The following is a 20,319-nucleotide window of genomic DNA, read 5'->3' as shown; positions in this document are numbered from 1 at the left end:
TCACCCCGAGGCACCGTTCGCCCAGTCGCGCGGACTGCATCCCGTCCGTTTGCGGAAGACGCGCGCGAAGGCGGCGCTGTCGGCATATCCCGCCGCCTTCGCCACGGACTTTACGGGATGCCCCTTCGCCAGAAGCAGCCGCGCGAGACCGAGCCGCAGATCCGTCAGATAATCCCCGGAGGTGCTGCCGACGCTCCGCTTAAAGCGCTCGGAGAAGCGGGCGCGCGACATTCCCGCGAGATCGGCCATCGCCTCCAGCGTCCAGGGTTTGTCGGGCCGTTCGTGCAGCGCCTCGACCACCCGCGCGAGCCGCGCGTCGGACAAAGCGGCAAGAAGCCCCGTTCGGACCTGAGCGGTCTCGATCAGGTGGCGGAGCAGTCGCACCATGAAGAACAGAACGAGCGCGTCGAGCGCCGCCTGCCGGCCGGAGCGTCTGCCGGCGGCCTCCGCGAACAGCAGGTCGAAGACCGGCGCCAGGGGAACCATTTCGGCGCCGACCATCACGAGGCGGTCCGGGAACGTCCTGGACAAGGGCCCCTCTCCGCCGCCGCCCAGATCGACAGTCGCACAGAGGACGTCCGTCGCGGACCCGAGCGGGGCCACGACATGCTCGACACCCCTGGGATAGAAGACCAGGCCCGGGCCCTCCACGCGCGTCGCATCGCGTCCACGCTCCGCCAAACTCAAGCCTCCCCCGCGCACGACGTGCAGATGGCCCAAAGGGCCGCCGCCCTCGAAGGACGACGTCCGGCAGAGTTCACCCGCATAGAAGACGCGAGCGGCCGGCGTGAACCGGGTGAAGAGGACGGAGAGGCTGTCAGTTGCGGCCATGATCGCGCCTTTGCTGTGGATGCGGTCTCTGTCGCCGCCGGCGAGACGATCTGCAGCCTAATTGATCCCTTCTGCCTCCGCCATGCCCCTAATTTGGCACCACATTCCGGCTTTGCGCCCCACGGCGTGCAGGTCATCCCCCAGGAGCCCCTTTTCATGAGCGAACACCACGCCCCCGCCGACTTCGATCCTGCCTTCAAGGTGGCCGCGGGACGGACCGCCCCCGGCTGCATCGCGGCCGAGGGGCAGGACCTCTTTCTCGTCGAGGCCCGCCAAGTGGGACCGCATCTGAAGGAAGCGGTGGTCGGGGAAGGCGCCGACGGCGCCATCTGGCGCTTGGCGAGCGACGAGGGGCTGCACCTCAACGGCACCGATCTGGCTCCGTTTCCGCTCGGCTTCTTCAATGCCGGTCTCCAGTCAGACCTGCAGCAGCGGATCGTTTCCGCGGCGCTGAAGCACGGCGTGCCGCTGTCCTCACTCGCCCTCACGCTGGCGACGGAATATTCTTTGAGCGGCTCCTTCATCGCGGGGACGGGGCGGGGCTATGCGGAGGGGGTCGAAGTCGGGGTCGACGCCGCCTCGACCGCCCCGCGCTCGGAAATCGAAGCGCTGGTCCGCGAAGCCATGGCCGCTTCGCCCGCCTTCGCGCTTCTCCGCGTTCCGGTCCAGAACACATTTTCGCTTGTGTGCAATGGGCGCCGCCGCGATCCCTCGACCCTCGCGGCGTCCACAGCACCGACACCAGCCGATCCGTTCCTGAAATATTCCAAGCCGCCGGCGCGGTCGGACGAGCCCGGCATCGTCGGCGATCCGATCGTGCGCACAGCGGACAAGACGCCGGACACCGCCTCGGTCGCGGGCAGCGCCAAGAACGCCGCCGGGCGCGTGACCTGGAAGGTCAACGGGGAAGGCAGCCGCGATTTCGCCACCGGGCTCTATCACAGCCGGGTCGCCCTCAACCGGGCGGGGGCCACGGTGTTCGCGTTCACCACGGACGAGACCGCGAGCGGGCGGGCACCGACCGGCCTCACCCACATCTCCGCGGCCGTGGCCTTCTGCTACATGACCCAATTGAGCCGCTATATCGACGGAATGAAGCTGCCGATCCGGGGCGTGCGCCTCGTGCAGATGTCGCCTTGGGGGGTGCGGGACGGCACCGGCGAAGCCTTCGCCTACGACACCCACCTGTTCATGCAAGGCGAAGCGGACGACGAGACCTTCGAGACGCTGCAGCGGATCGCGGCGGCCACCTGCTACCTGCATCGATCGATGGAGACCGAGACCCCGGTCACGCTTGGGGTCTCGCTGAACGGCGCCTGAGAGCAACGCCTCTCCGGTGAAAAAAAACCAAACAGGGAGGAGCAGGCATGCACGCAAAAGGCTTTCTCGCCGGTGTCCTGGCACTGGCGAGCATGGGCGCGGCGAACGCGGATACCTTCACGCTGCGCATCGGATCGGGACATCCGAGCGGACCCTCGGTCTATGTTTCGGATGTCGAAAAATTCTTCGTTCCGGAGGTGAAGCGGCGCGTCGCCGCGGAAACGAAACACAAGATCGAGTTCGTCGAGGCCTATGGCGGTTCACTTGCCGGCGTCGCCGACACGCTCGAAGCCGTGCAGAACGGCCTGCTGGACGTCGGCGCCTATTGCTTCTGCTTCGAGCCCGCCAAGCTGTTTCTGCACAATTTTCCCTATTACGCGCCGTTCGGCCCCCAGGATTCCGTCACCGCCATCAGCGCGGCGCGGGCGGTCTACGACAAGAACCCCTGGCTGTCCGAGCAATTCGAGAAGCAGTACGGACAAGTGCTTCTCGGCCTGCACGGATGGGACGACTATCACCTCGGGACCAAGGACGCGTGGAAGGACGTCAAGGATCTGAAAGGCTACAAGATCGGCGGCGCCGGCCCCAATCTTCCCTGGATCGCATATGCGGGGGCGGTTCCGGTCCAATCGACGCTTCCCGAAGGCTATATGTCGCTTCAGACCGGCGTCTATTCGGGCTGGCTGATGTTCCCTTCGGCCTATCTCGGATTCAAATTCTACGAACCTGCGCCTTATTACACGCTGATCGGCTTCGGGGCGATGCCGGTGAACGGCCTGACGATCTCCTCGCGCACCCTGAACCGGTTGCCCGAGGACGTGCGGAAGATCGTGCGCGAGGTCGGAAAGGCCTATGAAGAACGGGCCGGAGCCTCGCTCAATGCGCGCCAGAAGGCCGGTCTCGACGGACTGAAAACCGTCGGCGCCAAGATAACCGAGATCCAGCCCGCCGTGCGGACGGAATGGGCGAAGTCCCTCGCCGACTTCCCGGGCCGACAAGCCAAGGACGCCGACAAGCGCGGCATGCCGGGGACAGCCGTCATGAAATCCTATCTCGATGCCGTCGCCGCCACCGGCCACAGATGGCCCGATCCCTACAGGATCGACTGATTGCCGGGCGGATCCGCACCCCGGCCGCCCGAACCGAAGAGGGTAAGGTCATCCGAAGCGCGGGACCTTCGATCCCGGAAAACTGGACCGTCCAACCGATCTGAAAGGGAGAACCCCAATGTCTCGACCGATGCCGGATACCCCAGCCCCCGCCCTCTCGCTGCCCCTGTCGGGGGGCGGGACTTGGACGCTCAACGACCCCAAGCCCGAACACTTCACGATGGTGGTGTTCTATCGCGGCTATCACTGCCCGGTTTGCAAGTCCTACCTGCAGGCGCTGAAGGCGGTTCTGCCGAAATACCGGGACGCCGGCTTCGACGTGATCGCCGTGTCGATGGACGATGCCGAGCGGGCAGCCAAGACCGTGTCCGAGTGGGATCTGGACGGCCTGCCCGTCGGCTACGGCCTGACACGCGCGCAGGCGGAGGCGTGGGGGCTGTATCTCACGCAGGCGATCCGCGACACGGAATCGGCCGTGTTCTCGGAGCCCGGCCTGTTCTGGGTGCGGGCCGACGGCCGACTCTATATGGCCGCCGTCGCCAACATGCCCTGGGCGCGCCCGGATCTGGAATTTCTCGCCTCGAAGATCCCCTTCGTGCTCCAGAACGGATATCCGGCCCGCGGCACTGTGAGCTGAACCTTGGCCGCGTCGAACGGAGGCGCGGGATGCGCCCCCGTTCGACGAGCCGAGCACGCGGGCGCTTCAGTTCAGGACCCAGATCGCGCCGTTCAGAACCGAGGCGAAGGTCACCCAGGCGGCATAGGGCAGGAACAGCCAGGCCGCCACGCGGTCGCGCCGCCACGCGGCGGCGATGAAAGCGAGAATGGCCGCGAGCAGCAGAAGAATGACGAGCAGCGCCAGCCCGATCTGATGGGCGCCGAAATAGACCGGCGTCCAAAGGAAGTTCAGCGCCATCTGGCCCGCCCATAGCCTCATCGGCCAGCCGCTGCGATCACGCTGCCAGACCCGCCAGCCGGCCAATGCGATCAGCACGTAGATCGCCGTCCAGGCCGGCCCGAACACCCAGGGCGGCGGGGTGAAAGCCGGCTTGGCGAGGTCGGCATACCATCCGCCGGTCACGGTCAGACCGCCGATCGCGAGACCGCACCCCAGAACGAGGACGAGAAACAGGACGAGCGAAACATACCGGTTCATCCCTGGCCTGCCCTTTCCTCGATCCGCCGATGGCGGCCCCGCCCAAACCGGCTGCCGCATTGATCCCGTCTTTACGACACAGGGCTGGCTGGATCGCCGTCGGCGATCGAACCTCATCGCACCACGACCGACATGTCACCTTCGGCGGTCCGGCCGAGTTTATCGTCGCCACCCGCCCCGCGGCAATGGCACGGCCCGTGTCACCAGCGGACCCGCAGGCTCCCCGTGGCCCCGACGGTGGAATAGCCGTCCGAAATCTGGGCCTCGAACCCGGCGGAGAGCACCAGATTGGGACCGGCGAGAAACTGCAGGCCGGCATGCAGATCGAGGGCGTCGCTGACGGTCGGGATCGCGGTGGACGAGAAGCTGAATTGCGGCAGCTCCGCGAAGCTGCGCGGGACGTCCCGGTTCGGGCTGAAATCGTGCATCCAGGCGGCGCGGAGATAGGGCGCGTAGCGCCGGCCGTCCGCGGCCACCCATTGGCCGTCGAACTGCACGCCGAGATAGGTCGGCAGCGCGGTGATGGTCGTGCTGTCGTAGGACAGGCCGCGGCCGAGCGTACCGAACATTTCGGAGCCGGAGCCGAGCCAGAGCTGGATCGGCTGGAAGGCCACGAAGGGCGTGAAACTGGCCCCCGTCCCGCCCAAAGCGAAGCTGTAGCCTGCCTCGATCCGCGCACCGAGCAGGGTGCCGTCGAACCCGGAATCCGTCGCGAGGTCGAGGTTCAGATTGTAGAGATTGCGGTCGAAATTGGCGCTGCCATAGCCGAGTGTCGCGATCGCCGAGACATAAGCCGGCCCCGCCTCCGCAACGCCGTAGACGCTGAAGCCGCCATAGCTGGTGGAGACGCTGGCGCCATAATCGCCGGCATCGAGGGAGGTGGTGGAAAAATTCACGGCCGCGCCGACAAGAGCCGGCAGATTGGCGAGTTCGCCGTCGAGGCCGACCGTTCCGCCGAACATGGAGCCGGACAGTCCGCCGCCGGTTGTGAGACTGGCCATCGGCGCAGCCCAGAAATAGCGCCCGGGCGTGTCGCCCGCCGCTGCGGGAGACGCCGCGGTGCCTGACGAGGCCGCCGCAGGCGCGGCGGTGCCGAGCGCCGTCGACGGGATCCGCAGCCCGATGCGCCAGAGGTCCATCTGCGTGGTGATGCCGGCGAGCGAGGCCGAGGCTGCATTGATCATGGTGGTCGGCACCATGGCAACCGCCCCGCCGCCCACCGTCTCGTACGCCTGGTCCAGCCCGGCCACCGTGGTCACGTCCAGCAGCGCGGGCACGATGGTCTCGAACAGAGGCGAGGAGCCGCGCGTCTGGATCTCGCCGATCAGCGTGCCGAGAAGGATGCCCCGGGATGAGAGTCCGAAGGGGGTGAAATCCAGCACGGTGTCGAGCGAAAGGCTGTTGCCGCTCTGCGAAACCGAGAAGTCGATGATGGCGGTGTCGCCCAGAATATGCAGGTTCGACGTCGTCAGACCGCCGAGGGCGGCGAGAAAGGGCGTCTCGAAACTGCCCGGCATGGCGCGGCCGGGATTGTAGATGACGCCGCGGACCGCGCCGGACAGATTCGCACTGCCGGTGACGAGGAACTGGTCCGCCCGGACCGTGAGCTGGTCGGTGCGCACGATCATCAGGCCGCCGGAGGTCTGCACGAGGCTGCCGTTGAGCGTCGTGGTGCCGAGCCCGGACGACGCGCTGCGCAAGATGCCGGAATTGGTCAGGAGATTGGCCGCGCCGCCGAGATCGAGCGAGGACCCCGCCCAGATGGTGCCGCCGAACAGGTTCGTCACGGCATTTGCGGCGCCCGGCGTCAGGGCGAAATTGCCATATAGCGTGCCGCCGTTCGTCACCGCGGCAAAGCCGGTCCGGGTGACGATGGCCATGCCCTCGGGGCCGTCCACCGTCGAGAGCGTGCCGGAATTGGTGATGAAATTCTCGGTCCCGTCGCTGGTGACGGCCGTGCCGCCGACGCCGCCCGTCACGCTCACGCCGGAGGCGATCGTGATGATCGGGTCGCCATTGCCCTGCGCCGAGATCGCGGTGGCGCCGGATCCGGTCGCGGTGATGCTGGCATTGGCGGTGACGACCACTTTGCCCGAGCTGCCGGAACTGCCGGTCACGAGGTCCATGGCCGTGCCGTTCATCAACAGGCCGCCGCCATTGCTGGCGGATTGAGCAATGACGCCGTCGGCGCCCGCGCCGCTGGTCGAGATGGGCGCGTTGACGATGACGGTCACGGCGCCGCCGGTGCCGTTCCCGGCCGGGTTGTTGCTGGTGAGGGCGGCATTGTTGGTCACGGCCGCGCCGCCGCCGCCGCCGATCGATTGGGCGAGCACACCGACCGCATTGGTGCCCGAGGTGGTGATGCCGCCGCCGACGGTCACCTGGACCGGCCCGCCGTCGCCCGAGGCACCGCCATTGGCGAAGGTGACGGAGGACTGCGCATGGCCGAGGCCGCCGCCGCCGCCGATCGACTGGGCGACGATGCCGATGGCCGTCGTCCCGGTGGTGGCGATTGCGCCGCCGGCGTCGACCGTCACCGCCCCGCCGCTGCCGCCGCCCGTGCCGCCGAGCGTCAGATTGCTGACCATGGTGGCGATGCCGCCACCGCCGCCGATCGACTGGGCGACGAGGCCGTGGGCGTTCCCCCCGGACGTGGTCGTCCTCAAGCCTGCCGTCAGGGACGCCGATACGCTGCCGCCGCTGCCGCCTGCCGCGCCGCCGAGCACGGTGGTCCCGCCGGCTGTCACGCTGGACTGGCCGCCCATCGGCGTCGCGACGATGCCGCCGCCGCCGCCGATCGACTGCGCCACCAGCGCCATGGCGCGCGCACCGGTGGTATTGATCGCATTGCCGCCGAGGACGGTGACGCTGCCGCCATTTCCGCTGCTCGACCCGGACGCGCCGAGGGTGGCGGCATACGCGGAGGTGAGCGCGGTGGTGCCGTTCCCCCCGGTCAGCACGCCCGCAAGGCCGCCACCGCCGGCGATCGACTGGCCGACCACGCCGTAGGAATCGGCGCCCGTCGTGGCGACCTGACCGTAATTGTCGAGCGTGACCGTGCCGCCGGATCCGCCGAGGCCGCTCGTGCCGCCCAGGCTCAGCGTGAGCGAGGACGTCGCGAGATTGCCCGACACCGACGTCTGGCTGGCCGCGAGCCCGCCGCCGCCGGCGATCGACTGCGCCACCACGGCCGGCGCGAATTGACCCGACGTGCTCGTGTTCATCTGGTTCGCGACGCCGATCACGCCGCCTGCGCCGCCGGCGCCGCCATTGCCGCCGAGCGCGATGCCGCCGGCATAAGCCGCAGTGCCGGACGAATTGGATGCGGAGGCCATGACGTCGCTGGTGCCGCCGGCGCCGCCGCCGCCGCCCACCGATTGCGCGAGGACGCCGATGCCGAGCGCGCCGGTGGTCGTGATGGTGCCGAAACCGGTATAGACCGAAAGCTCGCCGCCCGCGCCGCCCGACCCGCCGGTACCGCCGAGCGCGAAGGTGACATTGACGTCGCCCGATCCGGTCACGCTGCCGTTGGACGTTCCGCCCGCGCCGCCGCCGCCGCCGACGGACTGGACGAGGACGCCATAGGCGCTGGTGCCGGAGGTCGTGATCGTCATCGGGGCCGAGGTCGCGCTCCAGGCCTGGATCGCGACATAGCCGCCATTGCCGGCCGCGGCGCCGGAACCGCCGAGCGCCAGTGACGTCGTGGCGTCGCCCCCGCCCCCCGCGCCGGAGGTGGAGGCGCCGCCGCTGCCGCCGCCGCCGCCCACCGATTGCGCGAACAGACCGATCGCGTTGGCGCCCTGGGTCGCCACAGGCGCATTCACCTGCGCATAGACCGCGCCGCCGTCATTGCCGGTGCCGCCGGTGCCGCCGAGCGCGAGCGAGGGCGCCACCTTTCCATTGGAAGCGCTGGAGGTGCTCGCGCCGCCGGTGCCGCCGCCGCCGCCGATCGACTGGGCGAGGACGGCAGTCGCGCCGATCCCGCCGGTCGCGACCTGCGCCGTGGTGACGACGTTCACCGCCCCGCCGACCTGGCCGCTGCCGCCCGATCCGCCCAGAGCGACCGCGATATTGGCGTCGCCGCCGCTCGCACTGGTCGCGTTCGCCGCGCCGGCGACGCCGCCGCCGCCGCCGATCGATTGCGCGAGGATGCCGAACGCTTGGTTCCCCGCGGTCGAGACCGTGCTCTTCTGAGTGACGTTCACGGTGCCGCCGATGCCGCCGGTTCCGCCCGAACCGCCGAGGCCCAGGCTCAGCGCGTAGGTTCCGCTATTGGCCTGGGTGGTGCTGGCGCCGCCCGCGCCGCCGCCGCCGCCCACCGATTGCGCGAACAGGCCGGTGGACATGGCTCCGGAGGTCGCGATCGGCGCCGCGCCGGTGACGGTCACGTTGCCGCCCGCCCCGCCGGCGCCGCCGGATCCGCCGAGCCCCATGGCGAGCGCCACGCCGTTGGAACTGGACGTGGACGTGCCGGTGCTGGACCCCTTGGAACTGGCGCTGCCGTTGTCGCTGGTCGACCCCCCGGTCGCCGCCGCGGACAGCGCCCCGCCCGCGCCGCCGCCGCCACCCACCGATTGGGCGAAGATGCCGTAGGAGGTGGTGCCCGCGGTCACGATCCCCGAGAGCGTGTCCTCGTCCACCGCCGGATTCACGGTGACGGCGACCGTGCCGCCGCTGCCGCCCCCGCTGCCCGATCCGCCGAGACCAAGGGCGATCGAGACCGTGCCGCCCGACGAACTGGTCGTCGAGGAGGAGCCGCCATTGCCGCCGCCGCCGCCGACCGATTGGGCGAACAAGGCAGAGGAATTGTTGCCGAGCGTCTGAAGCGTGCCGACGGTGGCCACGGTGACAGTGCCGCCGGAACCGCCCGAGCTGCCGTTGCCGCCGAGCGAGATCGAAGCGCTGTGCTCGTTCGCCGACGCATTGGAGGTGCTGGAGCCACCGGAGCCGCCGCCGCCGCCGACCGACTGGGCGAACAAGCCCGGCGAATTGTCAGGGGTGACGACCGGCCCACTCGCCCCTGCGAGCGGAATGCCGGTGACGATGGCGGCATAATTGGTGACGCTCACCGTGCCGCCCGTGCCGCCGCTGCCGGCCGAGCCGCCGAGCGACATGGCGAGGGCGTTGCCGCCACTATTGCCGCTGCTGCCATTGCTGCCGGCCTGGCTCGCGCCCTGCCCGTCCTTCTGGCCGGCGCTGGAATTGGTCGTGCTCGTTCCGGCGGAGCCGCTGACCGCGCCGGTCGACGAACTCACGCTCGATCCGCTGCTCGATTGGGTGCCCGGCGAACTCGCGGAAACCGTGCTCGACCCGCCGGAGCCGCCGCCGCCGCCGACAGACTGCGCGAACAGCCCGGCCGCGCCGGCACCCAGCGTATTGATGAAGCCGCCGGTCGAGCTGCTGCCGCTGGTGACCGTGACCGCGCCGCCGCTGGCCCCGTCGCCGCCGAGCCCGCCGAGCCCGAACGTGATCGCGGCCTGGCCGCCCGTCGTCGTGCTGGAGGCCGAGCCGCCGCTGCCGCCGCCGCCGCCCACCGATTGCGCGAACAGGCCGACCGATTGCTGGCCCAGCGTCTGGATGCTGCCGCTCGCGAGGATGGTGAGGACACCGCCGGTGCCGCCCGTGCCGGCTGCGCCGCCGAGGCTGACCGAAGCGGCATAAGAGCTGCCGTCCGCATTGGTGCTGGCCGCGCCGCCATTGCCGCCGCCGCCGCCCACCGATTGCGCGAAGATGCCGTCCGACAGGGCGCCGGAGGTCTTGATGGCGGAGGTGGAGGTGATGTTCACGGCATTGCCGGAGCCGCCCTTGCCCGCCGTTCCGCCGATCGCGAGCGAGGCGGCGATGCCGTTCGCAGGCTGGTCCGAGGACGCGCTGTTGCTCTTGGAACTCGACGACGAGAAGGACGACGCCGCCGTGGAGATGGTCGTCGCCGTATTGGCGACCCCGGCCCCGGCGACGGAGGTCACGCCGCCCTGAAGCTCGCTGCCTTGTCCGGCCGACGTGTTGTTCGTGGCGGAGCCGCCATTGCCGCCGCCGCCGCCCACCGACTGGGCGAAGATGGCGGCGGAATTCGCACCAAACGTGACCAGCTGGCCGCCGGTATAGACATCGACCGCGCCGCCGGAGCCGCCGCCCGCGCCCCAGCCGCCGACCGAAACGCCGACGCCGTATTGATCGCTCGACGCGGTGGTTTGCGCCGCGCCGCCATTGCCGCCGCCGCCGCCGATCGACTGGGCGAGGATGGCGGGAGACTGGGCGCCGTTGGTCGACAGGCTTCCGCTCGTGAGGTTCTGGTTGCTGTAGACCGTGACGGTCGTGGCAGACCCGCCATTGGTCCCCGATCCGCCGATGGAGACGGCTGCAGCCGCGGTGCTCGCGATCGCATTGGCATCCGCCGAGCCGCCATTGCCGCCATTGCCGCCGATCGACTGCGCCAGGATGGCCGGCGCCAGATCGGAACCGAGCCCGGTGCTGTCGCCGGTCTGGATGGTGCCGATCTGAGTCACGCCGACGGTGCCGCCTTGGCCGCCCCAGCCGCCGCTGCCGCCGATCGCGACCGAGGCCGCGGCGCCCTCGCTGGTCTCGGGCGTTCCCGAAAGGCTGAAGGCGCGGCTCGACCCGCCATTGCCGCCGGTGCCGCCGATCGATTGCGCGATGATGCCCGCCGACAGATAGCCGGCGGTCAGGATGTTGCTCGCCGTGACGCCGACCGCGCCCGCATTGCTGCCCGACCCGCCGGCCCCGCCGGTCGCGCTGCCGCCGCCGACGGAGACGTCCGCCTCCTTCCCGCCACCGGTCGCCGCGCTCCCGGCGAGCGCGAAGCCGCCATTGCCGCCCGCCCCGCCGATCGACTGCGCGAGAATGCCGGGCGACTGCGACTGATAGGTGATGATCTGACCCTGCGCCGTGACCGAGACGGTGTTGGAATAGCTGCCGTCGCCGCCGGTGCCGCCGATCGCGACGGACGATGCCAGGATCACCGATCCCGCCGCCGCCGCGCTGAAGCCGCCATTGCCGCCGCTGCCGCCGATCGACTGGGCGATGATGCCCGGCGAGAGCAGGCCGTTGGTGGACAGGGTGCCGCTGGCCGAGACCGTGACCGCGCCGGTCACCGCCCCACCCGAGCCGCCCGGGCCGCCGATGCCGACCGCGGCCGCGGCCGCGGAGCCGAGCGACCCGGCAATGTCCCAGCCGCCGGTGCCACCCGCGCCGCCCATGGATTGCGCAAGAATGGCCGGGGACTGGTTGCCGGCCGTCGAGATCCCGCCATTGAGATGGGTGATGGTCACGGCCCCGGACGATCCGCCGGTTCCCCCACCACCGCCCATCGTGGCATTGGCGCTGACCCCGGAGGACAGGCTGCCCGCCACGGCGAAGCCGCCGGTGCCACCCGAACCGCCGAGGGACTGCGCGATGAGGCCGCCCGAGAGCGGACCGACCAAGGAGACCGCGGCGCTGTTGTAGATGGTCACGCTGCCGGCGCCGCCGCCGGTGCCGCCGCCACCGCCCACCGCCAGATTGGCGGCGTAGTCGCCGGTGATCGCGCCCGTCGCCGCGAACCCGCCCGCGCCGCCGCCGCCGCCGATCGACTGCGCGAGGATGCCGGGCGCGTTGCCGTAGGTCGCCGCGCCGCTCGCCAGAGTCTGGGTCGTGGTGACGGGCGTATAGGTCGTCACCGTGACGGGGATGGTCTCGTAAACCGGCTCCTGTTCGTAATAGCAGAACGGATAGGGATCGCAGACCTGCACCATATCATACCCGACCAGGACCTTCTGGTCTTCCGTCGTCGTGGTCGCAACTTCGGTGGTCGTCGTGACGGTCACCTGGGTCGGCGTCGTGATGCTGGCGTAATTGTTGACCGTGACGCTGCCGCCGGACGCCCCGGAGCCACCCGCGCCGCCGACGCTCAGGCTGGTCGAGCCCGACAGCGCGACGTCCCCACCCGTAACGAAGCCGCCATTCCCGCCGCCGCCGCCGATCGACTGCGCCAGAATGACCGCGGCACCGCCGCCGGAGGCGGTCAGGGTGCCGCCGCTATTGGTGACTTCGACCGTATTGGCATAGTTTCCGCTGCCGCCGGAGCCGCCGATGCTGGCGCCGAGCGTGTCGCCCAGCGACAAAGTGGCGGACGCGGTGTAACCGCCATTGCCGCCGCCGCCGCCGATCGATTGCGCGACGATCGCGCTCGATTGATAGCCCGACGTCGAGATCGTGCCGGAGCCGGCAGCGCCGGTTCCGGTCTTGTTGAAGGCATAGGCCCAGCCGCCGGTGCCGCCGGTGCTGCCCGACCCGCCGAGCGCGAGATTGACGGAGACGATGCCGCTGGCGCTGGCGGTGATCGCCGCGCCGCCATTGCCGCCGCCGCCGCCGATCGACTGCGCGACGAGGCCCGGGGACCGGTCGCCGGTCGTCGTGATGTTGCCGCCGGTATTTTCCGTCGTCGCCATGGCGCCGGCACCGCCCGTGCCGCCGCTCCCGCCCACCGCGATGGCGATCGAGGCGCCTTCGGCGATGCTGCCCGAAATCGTGCTGCCGCCATTGCCGCCGCCGCCGCCGATCGATTGCGCGACGATGCCGGGCGAATCCGATCCGCCGGTCGTCACATCCAGCCCGCCGGAACCGGCATAGGCGTTGCCGCCCCAGCCGCCGGACCCGCCGGACCCGCCGACCGAGAAGGAGAAGGCGGCCGCGGTGCCGCCCGACAAGGCGGCCGCATAGCCGCCCGTGCCGCCGCCGCCGCCGAGCGATTGGGCGAGGATGCCGGCCGATCCGGTTCCGTTGGTGGAGATCGTGCCGCCGGACAGGGCGGACAGCATGGGGGTGCCGGACGTGGTGCACGCCGAACCGTATCCGCTCGACGCCGCGCCGCTGGTGCAGTTGACGCCGACATTGGCGCCCGAACCGCCGGAGCCGCCGGAGCCGCCATGGCTGATCGCCACCCCCGCCACCGAGGACAAAGAGAGCGAGAGTGCGCCGCCCGCCGCGCCGCCGCCGCCGCCGATCGACTGGGCGAGAATGCCGGCGGAATTTATTTCCTGGGTCGAGATCGTGCCGGTGTTCACGACGAACACGGTTCCCGGCGTGCCGCCATTGCCGCCGCCGCCGCCGAGCGCGAAGGAGGCGCCGATGTCGGACGTGGCGACACCGAAGCCGCCGGTGCCGCCGCCGCCGCCGATCGACTGCGCCTGAATGCCCATCGCGCCGCCGGCGCTGCTGGCGGGCGCGCCGCCATTGCAGGAATTGCCGGTACAGATTTGGCCAGAATTGGTGACCTGAACGGCCCCGGCATTGCCGCCGCCGCCACCGTCGCCGCCGGTGTCCGTGCCGCCGATGATGGTCGCGGTGATGCCGCCGCTGAAGGCCATGCCGCCGGCGCCCCCCGCCCCGCCGACCGACTGCGCCGCGATGCCGATGGACGAGCCGTTGGTGAGATTGATGGTGCCGGTATTCGTCACCGAGACCGAGCTGCCGTCGCCGGCCGGTCCACCATTGGCGCCGAGCGCGTTCAGGCCGGTGGAAATCCCCGCATCGCCGCCGCCGCCGCCGACGGACTGCGCCTCGATGCCGCGCGTTCCGAGCCAATAGGAGGTGAGGCTGCCCGAATTGGTGACCGAAACGGTGCCGGCGCCGGCGCCGTAGCCGCCGCCGCCGCCGCTGCCGCCGCCGCCGAAGATCCAATAGCTGCCGCCGCCGCTGCCGCCACCCGCGCCGACGCCGCCGACGCTCTCGGCATAGATCGGGATCGATTGTTCCGCGTTGATCGCACCGGAATTCGAGACGATCACCGCGCCGCCGACGCCGCCCGAGCCGCCCGAGCCGCCATTGCCGCCGGTGCCCCCCGAGCCGCCGGACCCGCCATTGCCGCCGATGCTCAGCACGGCGATACCGGCGGCTCCGGTCGAGGTCGTGGTGATCGTGACCGAATTGGTCAGTTGCGCCGTTCCACCGACGCCGCCGCCGCCGCCGGACCCGCCATAGCCGTTGTCGGTCTTCGAGAAGCCTCCCGCGCCGCCGTCCCCGCCTTTGCTGTAGACGACGATGCCGGTCCCCGAGAAGGTGTTGCCGGAGCCGCCCTGGGTGGTGATGGTGACCGTGCCGCCATTGCTGCCGGTGGCGCCGTTGCCGCCATTGATCGCGCCGCCGTCGAGGCACAGCGTCGCATTGTTGCTGTTGCCGCCGCCGCCGCCATTGCCGCCGGTGCTGCCGGCCAGCGCGAAGGTTCCGCCATAGGACGATCCGGCGCTCAGAGTGTCAGTATAGGTTTCCGTAACCGACGGGCCGTCACTGCCCGAATGTCCGCCGCCGACATTCGCCTCGTACCCATTGCTGTCCGGGCATCCATAGCCGCCGCTGCCATTGCTGCCAGCCTGCTGGTCTTTGTACACATAGTCCGGACCGATCGTGGCGTTGCTGGTCTGGGCGAGCGCTGGAACCGCGAAAACGAGGGCGGAGACGCAGCTCAGCAGCGCCGTGATCCGGCGTCCGAGGCAGTGATCGCGACCAGGAACATATCCCTTGGGCAACATCGAGACGGCCTTTGGCTTCCGCGCACAACTCACTGAAAAACGAGATGAATTGGCGACGGTCATTCGGTGGAAGAGACATTCGCTCGCACGCTGCCTGCAGCACGAGGCCAAGGCAACGGCTATTTTTGGTATGGCGTTGCAGCATTTTCCGACCCCGGACGCGCGCCCGCGCCCGGGCCACCGGCTTGTTCGGGCGATTGTCCGTCAGAGCATCAGATCGGGGTCGGCAGGCTCACGCGGAAGCGATCAGGCGCGAGGTTTCCCGCACCTGCCGGGTCGCCTGCTCGACCTGCTCGGTGGAGTCGGCGATCGCGCTCATATTGTGCCGGATGGTCTGCACGCCCTGCGCTGCCGCGTGCATGCCTTGGGAAATGTCGCGGGCCATGGCGGCCTGATCGTCCATGGCGGTGGCGATGGTCGCCGAGACCGAGTTCAACCCGCCGATCCGCTCGGCGATCGCCTTGAGCGCCGCGACCGTCTGTTCCGTCCGGGTCTGAACAGCGGCGATCTGGGTCGCGATGTCGCCGGTGGCCCTGGCGGTTTGGGCGGAGAGGCTCTTCACCTCGCTTGCGACGACCGAAAAGCCTCGGCCCGCATCGCCCGCCCGTGCCGCTTCGATCGTCGCATTGAGCGCGAGAAGGTTGGTCTGCGACGCGATGCTGGTGATGAGGTCGACGACGGTGCCGATATGCCCCGCCGCCTCGGCCAGGCCGCCGATCACCGCCCGGGTCCGCTCGCCCTCCTCGACGGCTTCGCGGGACAGTTCCAGAGCGGTGTTGACCTGAGTGCTGATCTGATTGACCGACGTCGACAAATGCCTGGCCCCGGCCGCCACCGCCTCGACGCTCGATGAGGTGACGCCGGTCGCGCGGACCGCGTCGGCAGCCCGGCGGCTGGCGTCGGAGATTTCCGAGGAGATCCGTCCGAGATCGGCGTCGATGGCTCTTTGGACCTCCTCGCGGCGACGGCGATCGCGCACCTGTGGCGTCGTGTCCGTCGCAAACTTGATGACCTTCACCAGACGGCCTGCGGCATCGTGGACCGGATTGTAGGAGGCCTGAATCCAGACCTCCTTTCCGCCCTTCCCGATCCGCCGATACTCGGCGGCCTGAAACTCTCCGTGGGCGAGCTTTTGCCAGAATGCGCGATAATCGGGGCTGTCCCGCTCTTCGGGCGCGACGAATAGGGAATGATGCCGCCCGACGATTTCGTCGCGGGCGTAGCCGACCGCGTTCAGAAAATTGGCGTTGGCGTCGAGGACGATGCCCGTCAAGTCGAACTGGATGATCGCCTGCGATTTGTCGATCGCTCTGATCTGGCTTTCGAACTCTGCCTGGGCACGTTTACGGGCCGTGACGTCGGCGGCCAGCTTGACCACTTTCGCCACCTGGCCGCCCCTCATGAGAGGATTGTAGGTGGCCTGGATCCAGACTTCCCGGCCGTCCTTTCCGACCCGGCGGAACTCCGCCGATTTGTATTCGCCCTTGCGCAGATCGTCCCAGAAGCGCCGGTACCCCTCGCTCGCGCGCTCCTCCGGCAGCACGAACATGCCGTGGTGGTGGCCGACCACCTCGTCCAAGCGAAACCCCAGAAGCCCGAGAAAATTCGCATTCGCATGCAGAACCTTCCCACTTGGCGAGAATTCGATGACGGCCAGAGAGCGGTCGAGCGCATCAAGCGTGAGGTGCGCGTCCTTGTGACTGTGAAACAACATTCCCGGGCTCCGGATGACGGGCGCATCGGATCCGTACTGTGCCGACAAGGCTTGCCTGAGCATTGCGCGCTTGTTCAGCCGGACGCGCGGAAAGCCGCGCCCCTCAGGCCACCGCGCTCGCCTCCCAGCTCGGGAAGGGGTCCGGCAGGTGCTTGAGGGCGGCCGGATCGAAGCGGCGCGGATCGGTCGGGCCGACCAGACAGGCGTCGAGCGCGGCGCGGATCGCCGCCTCGTCCAACGCCATGCCGATGAAGACCAGTTCCTGCCGGCGGTCGCCATAGCCCGGCATCCAATGGGCGCGCAGCCAGGAGCGCCAGTCGGGCTGGGTCGGCCAGTGCTCGGGCGGCACGCTCGCCCACCAGCGTCCGATCGTTCCGGTCTGGCAGATCGCACCAGCAAGGCTCATCTCGCCGACCCTGTGGGGACGCGTCGCCAGCCAGAACAGGCCCTTGGCGCGCACGAGACCGGGCCAGGTCTTGGCGAGGAAGGCATTGAACCGCTCGGGATGGAAGGGCCGGCGGGCCCGGTAGACGAAGCTCGAGACGCCGTATTCCTCGGTCTCCGGCACGTGGTCGCGGAAACCGTTCAATTCCTTGAACCAGACCGGATGCTGGCTGGCCTTCTCGAAGTCGAAGCGGCCGGTTCCGAGCACCCGGCGCAGCGGCACCCGGGCATGGTCCGTCTCGATCAGTTCCGCGTCCGGATTCAGCGCCTTGATCACGCCGCGCACGTCGGCGAGACGCTGCGGCGCGACTTCGGAAATCTTGTTGAGGACGATGACGTCGGCGAATTCGATCTGGTCCGTGATCAGATCGACCAAGGTGCGCGCATCATCCTCGCCGGCGGTTTCGCCGCGATCGGCAAGGAAATCGCGGCTGGCGAAATCCGCGAGCAATTGGGCGGCGTCCACCACCGTGACCATCGTGTCCAGCCGGGCGACGTCGGAGAGCGAAACCCCGTCCTCGTCGCGGAAGTCGAAAGTCGCGGCCACCGGCAGCGGCTCGGCGATCCCGGTGGATTCGATCAAAAGATAATCGAAACGCCCCTCGCCGGCGAGCCGGCGCACCTCGGTCAGAAGGTCGTCGCGCAGCGTGCAGCAGATGCAGCCATTCGTCATCTCCACCAGCTTTTCCTCGGTCTGGGAGAGATTGGCGTCCCCGGCCCGCACCAGTTCGGCGTCGATGTTCACCTCGGACATGTCGTTGACGATCACCGCGACGCGCAGGCCGTCGCGATTGGCGAGGATGTGATTGAGGAGCGTGGTCTTGCCGGCCCCGAGAAAGCCGGACAGGACGGTGACGGGCAGTCGCGCATCGGGCATGGATGCCACTCCGGAGGTTGGGTCGTTCACGGACATCAGAAGGTCACCTTCGCGAAGCCGCGCAGGTTTCGGCCGGGCAGCAGGACCTCCTCGCTCTTGAAGGAGGCCGAGTTGCGGATGTCGGCATCGAGCAGATTGGTGCCGGTCAGCCCCACGGTCAGGACCACCGGATTGAGGCCGAGCGTGCCGACGGCACGGCTGTAGCTCAGCTCGGCATTGAGGAGATTGTAGCCGGGCGTGGTGTTCTCGAACGCGGCCACGTCGTCCTGGGCGAAGGCGTGCAGGAGATTGACCCGCGCCGCAAACGCGCCGTCGCCCCAATAGAGCCCGCCGCCGAGCCGGTGGGGCGGCATGCGCGGCACATAGGAGCCGTCCGAAAAGGTCGCGTGGACGAAATCGTATTGCCCCTCGACACCCCAAATTCCAGAGGCGAGTTCACCCACATCGTATTGGGCCTTGACCTCGGCGCCGTAGAAGGTCGCGTTGCGTTGGTTGTAGACGATCTGCTGGAATTCGCCGTCCTCGATGCCGCAGGAGGCGAACGCCTCGTCGCAGGTGACGCCGGTGAGCTGCTTGTAGATGAAGCCGTCGAACCGCGTGTAATAGGCGCTGGCATCGAAGCGCAAAGCGCCCTCGGTCCGCGCAAACCCGATCTCGAAGCTTGCCGCGCCTTCGGTGTTGAGATCCGGATTGCCGATGTCGAAGGTGCCGGTCGCATGGTGCGCGCCCTTGGAATACAGCTCCAGGGCCGAGGGCGCGCGCTCGACATATTGCGCGGTGAGGCGCCCGGTGATGCCGAGGGCGAGATCCTGGAGCAGGCCGAGCGAAACGCTGACCGGCACGAAGGACCGCTCGGCGGGCGTCGTCGTCAGGTCGTCCGGCGGCGGCAGATAGGTGTCCGGGATGTCGCCGGCTGCGCCGTTGATGCGCACCGTCTCGATGCGTCCAGCCGCCTGGAAGCGGGTCGACGGCGTGATCTCCACCTCTTCGAACAGATAGGATGCTGCGATGAAGGTGCGCGCCGGCGCGAGGAATTCGCGCGCCTCGCCGAACGTATCGAGATCGTCGTAATTGATCTGGAAGCCGAGGGCCCCGCGGGAGACGCCGAACGCGGTCGCGAACGGCACGTGCTGGATCTCGACCCGGCCCTCGAACGCCTTGCTGTTGAAGGTGCCGTGGACCCGCTGGGCAGTGCCGAGCGGGTCGAATTCCTCCTCGTGCTCGGCGTGCTCCTCGCCGTCTTCGTGATCGTGGTCGTCTTCGTCCTCGTGCTGATGCGGAAGACCGAGTTCATTGTGGTGATAGCGGGAGAGGCCGGTCCAGAAGCGCACCGCCTCGACCGGACCCGAGAGCGGACGGAATTCGCCCTTGGTGAGCCATTTGATCTGCTCCATGTCGATATTGGTCTGGAGCGCGGCTTCCTCGCCGCCGGGAATGCCGTAATTCGAGGCGAAGCGCACGAGCGCGGTGCCGATATAGCCCTGATCGAAATTATAGGTGAGGCCGACCGACTGCCCCTCGGTGCGCACGAAGGAATTGGGCTGAACACCGCCGCCGGGGATCGAATAGTCGGACGCCGTGCGGCCGAAAGCATCGGCATGGAAGGCGACCGCGCCCTGCCGGGCGTCGATGCTGGCGGCGCCCTCGAGCCCGCGATCGACCGTTGTGCCCGCCCCCTGCATCATGACGCGGTAACCGTCGCCGGTCAGCTCGGTCGGGATGCGGTTGTTCTCGGCATTGACCACGCCGCCGATGGCCTGGGAGCCGTAGCGCAGCGTGGCCGGGCCGCGGATCACCTCGATGCGCTGCGTCGACAACGGATCGATCGGCACGGCATGGTCTTCACCGAGCGTCGAGACGTCCAGGGCATCGATGCCGTCCTCCGCCATCTTCACGCGGAAACTGTCGAGGCCGCGAATGATCGGCCGGCTGGCGCCGGGCGCGAACGTGCTCGACGTGATGCCCGGCTGGGTGAACAGCACGTCGCCCAGCGTGTAGGTGGGGTTGAGCTCGATCTGCCTCTGGCCGACCACCGTGACGGGCACGAACGCGCCGGTGACGAAGGAGAAGGAGCCGTAATTCCAGAACGCCGCCGCACCGCCGTCGGAGGCGACGACCGGGCTGGCGGACGAGACGGTGATGGCCGGCAATTCGACCGCGGCGGAGGAAGAAGAGGTCTGCTGCGCCTCGGCCATCTCCGGAAAAAGTGCCAGCGTGGCGATGGGCAGGAGCAGACCGGCAGGACGGGAAAGGCGGCGTGTCACGGCAATCGGACCCTCTTGAGATACTATGTATCATTTGAAGGATGGCGACCTGGATGACAAGCTAAAATGATACTTTAT

Annotated in this window: 9 protein-coding genes; 3 read left to right on the top strand and 6 right to left on the bottom strand. The window is 69.1% G+C overall.

Annotated features, from left to right (window positions below; all coding sequences use genetic code 11):
• Positions 1 to 831, bottom strand: coding sequence for an AraC family transcriptional regulator (locus EDC64_RS09370; RefSeq protein ID WP_132031011.1), 831 nt, complete (start codon positions 829 to 831; stop codon positions 1 to 3).
• Positions 832 to 987: 156 nt separating this feature from the next.
• On the opposite strand from EDC64_RS09370, the gene EDC64_RS09365 reads away from it, so the two are divergent.
• The 3 genes from EDC64_RS09365 (at position 988) to EDC64_RS09355 (ending at position 3,897) form a co-directional block, all read left to right on the top strand.
• Positions 988 to 2,151, top strand: a complete 1,164-nt coding sequence (locus EDC64_RS09365) for an OsmC family protein (RefSeq protein WP_132031010.1) — start codon at positions 988 to 990, stop codon at positions 2,149 to 2,151.
• 47 nt (positions 2,152 to 2,198) lie between these two features.
• On the top strand, positions 2,199 to 3,260 hold the full coding sequence (locus tag EDC64_RS09360; protein ID WP_132031009.1) for a C4-dicarboxylate TRAP transporter substrate-binding protein: 1,062 nt from the start codon (positions 2,199 to 2,201) through the stop codon (positions 3,258 to 3,260).
• Positions 3,261 to 3,378: 118 nt separating this feature from the next.
• Positions 3,379 to 3,897 (top strand): peroxiredoxin-like family protein, encoded by a 519-nt coding sequence (locus tag EDC64_RS09355; protein WP_132031008.1) that lies wholly within the window; start codon positions 3,379 to 3,381, stop codon positions 3,895 to 3,897.
• A 66-nt stretch (positions 3,898 to 3,963) separates the two neighbouring features.
• Here EDC64_RS09355 and EDC64_RS09350 read toward each other — a convergent pair whose 3' ends face one another.
• The 5 genes from EDC64_RS09350 to EDC64_RS09330 form a co-directional block, all read right to left on the bottom strand.
• A complete protein-coding gene (locus tag EDC64_RS09350; protein ID WP_132031007.1) occupies positions 3,964 to 4,416 on the bottom strand; it encodes a TspO/MBR family protein in 453 nt (150 codons plus the stop codon).
• 200 nt (positions 4,417 to 4,616) lie between these two features.
• Entirely contained in the window at positions 4,617 to 14,942 is a 10,326-nt protein-coding gene (locus tag EDC64_RS23500; protein WP_165933699.1) for an autotransporter outer membrane beta-barrel domain-containing protein, read from the bottom strand.
• Positions 14,943 to 15,174: 232 nt separating this feature from the next.
• Positions 15,175 to 16,656, bottom strand: a complete 1,482-nt coding sequence (locus EDC64_RS09340; RefSeq protein WP_132031056.1) for a methyl-accepting chemotaxis protein — start codon at positions 16,654 to 16,656, stop codon at positions 15,175 to 15,177.
• Positions 16,657 to 16,759: 103 nt separating this feature from the next.
• A complete protein-coding gene (zigA, locus tag EDC64_RS09335) occupies positions 16,760 to 17,977 on the bottom strand; it encodes a zinc metallochaperone GTPase ZigA (protein ID WP_132031006.1) in 1,218 nt (405 codons plus the stop codon).
• 35 nt (positions 17,978 to 18,012) lie between these two features.
• Entirely contained in the window at positions 18,013 to 20,241 is a 2,229-nt protein-coding gene (locus EDC64_RS09330) for a TonB-dependent receptor (RefSeq protein WP_245504619.1), read from the bottom strand.
• Positions 20,242 to 20,319 lie beyond the last annotated feature (78 nt).

It is taken from the genome of Aquabacter spiritensis, from assembly GCF_004346185.1.
Taxonomy (GTDB): Bacteria; Pseudomonadota; Alphaproteobacteria; order Rhizobiales; family Xanthobacteraceae; genus Aquabacter; species Aquabacter spiritensis.
The sequence above is the reverse complement of the archived record's forward strand: the minus strand, read 5'-3'. Positions and strand labels throughout refer to the sequence as shown.

Coding starts and splice junctions, on each gene's coding strand:
- EDC64_RS09370 (WP_132031011.1), bottom strand. CDS start 831: ATGGCCGCAACTGACAGCCTCTCCGTCCTCTTCACCCGGTTCACGCCG.
- EDC64_RS09365 (WP_132031010.1), top strand. CDS start 988: ATGAGCGAACACCACGCCCCCGCCGACTTCGATCCTGCCTTCAAGGTG.
- EDC64_RS09360 (WP_132031009.1), top strand. CDS start 2,199: ATGCACGCAAAAGGCTTTCTCGCCGGTGTCCTGGCACTGGCGAGCATG.
- EDC64_RS09355 (WP_132031008.1), top strand. CDS start 3,379: ATGTCTCGACCGATGCCGGATACCCCAGCCCCCGCCCTCTCGCTGCCC.
- EDC64_RS09350 (WP_132031007.1), bottom strand. CDS start 4,416: ATGAACCGGTATGTTTCGCTCGTCCTGTTTCTCGTCCTCGTTCTGGGG.
- EDC64_RS23500 (WP_165933699.1), bottom strand. CDS start 14,942: ATGTTGCCCAAGGGATATGTTCCTGGTCGCGATCACTGCCTCGGACGC.
- EDC64_RS09340 (WP_132031056.1), bottom strand. CDS start 16,656: ATGTTGTTTCACAGTCACAAGGACGCGCACCTCACGCTTGATGCGCTC.
- zigA (WP_132031006.1), bottom strand. CDS start 17,977: ATGCCCGATGCGCGACTGCCCGTCACCGTCCTGTCCGGCTTTCTCGGG.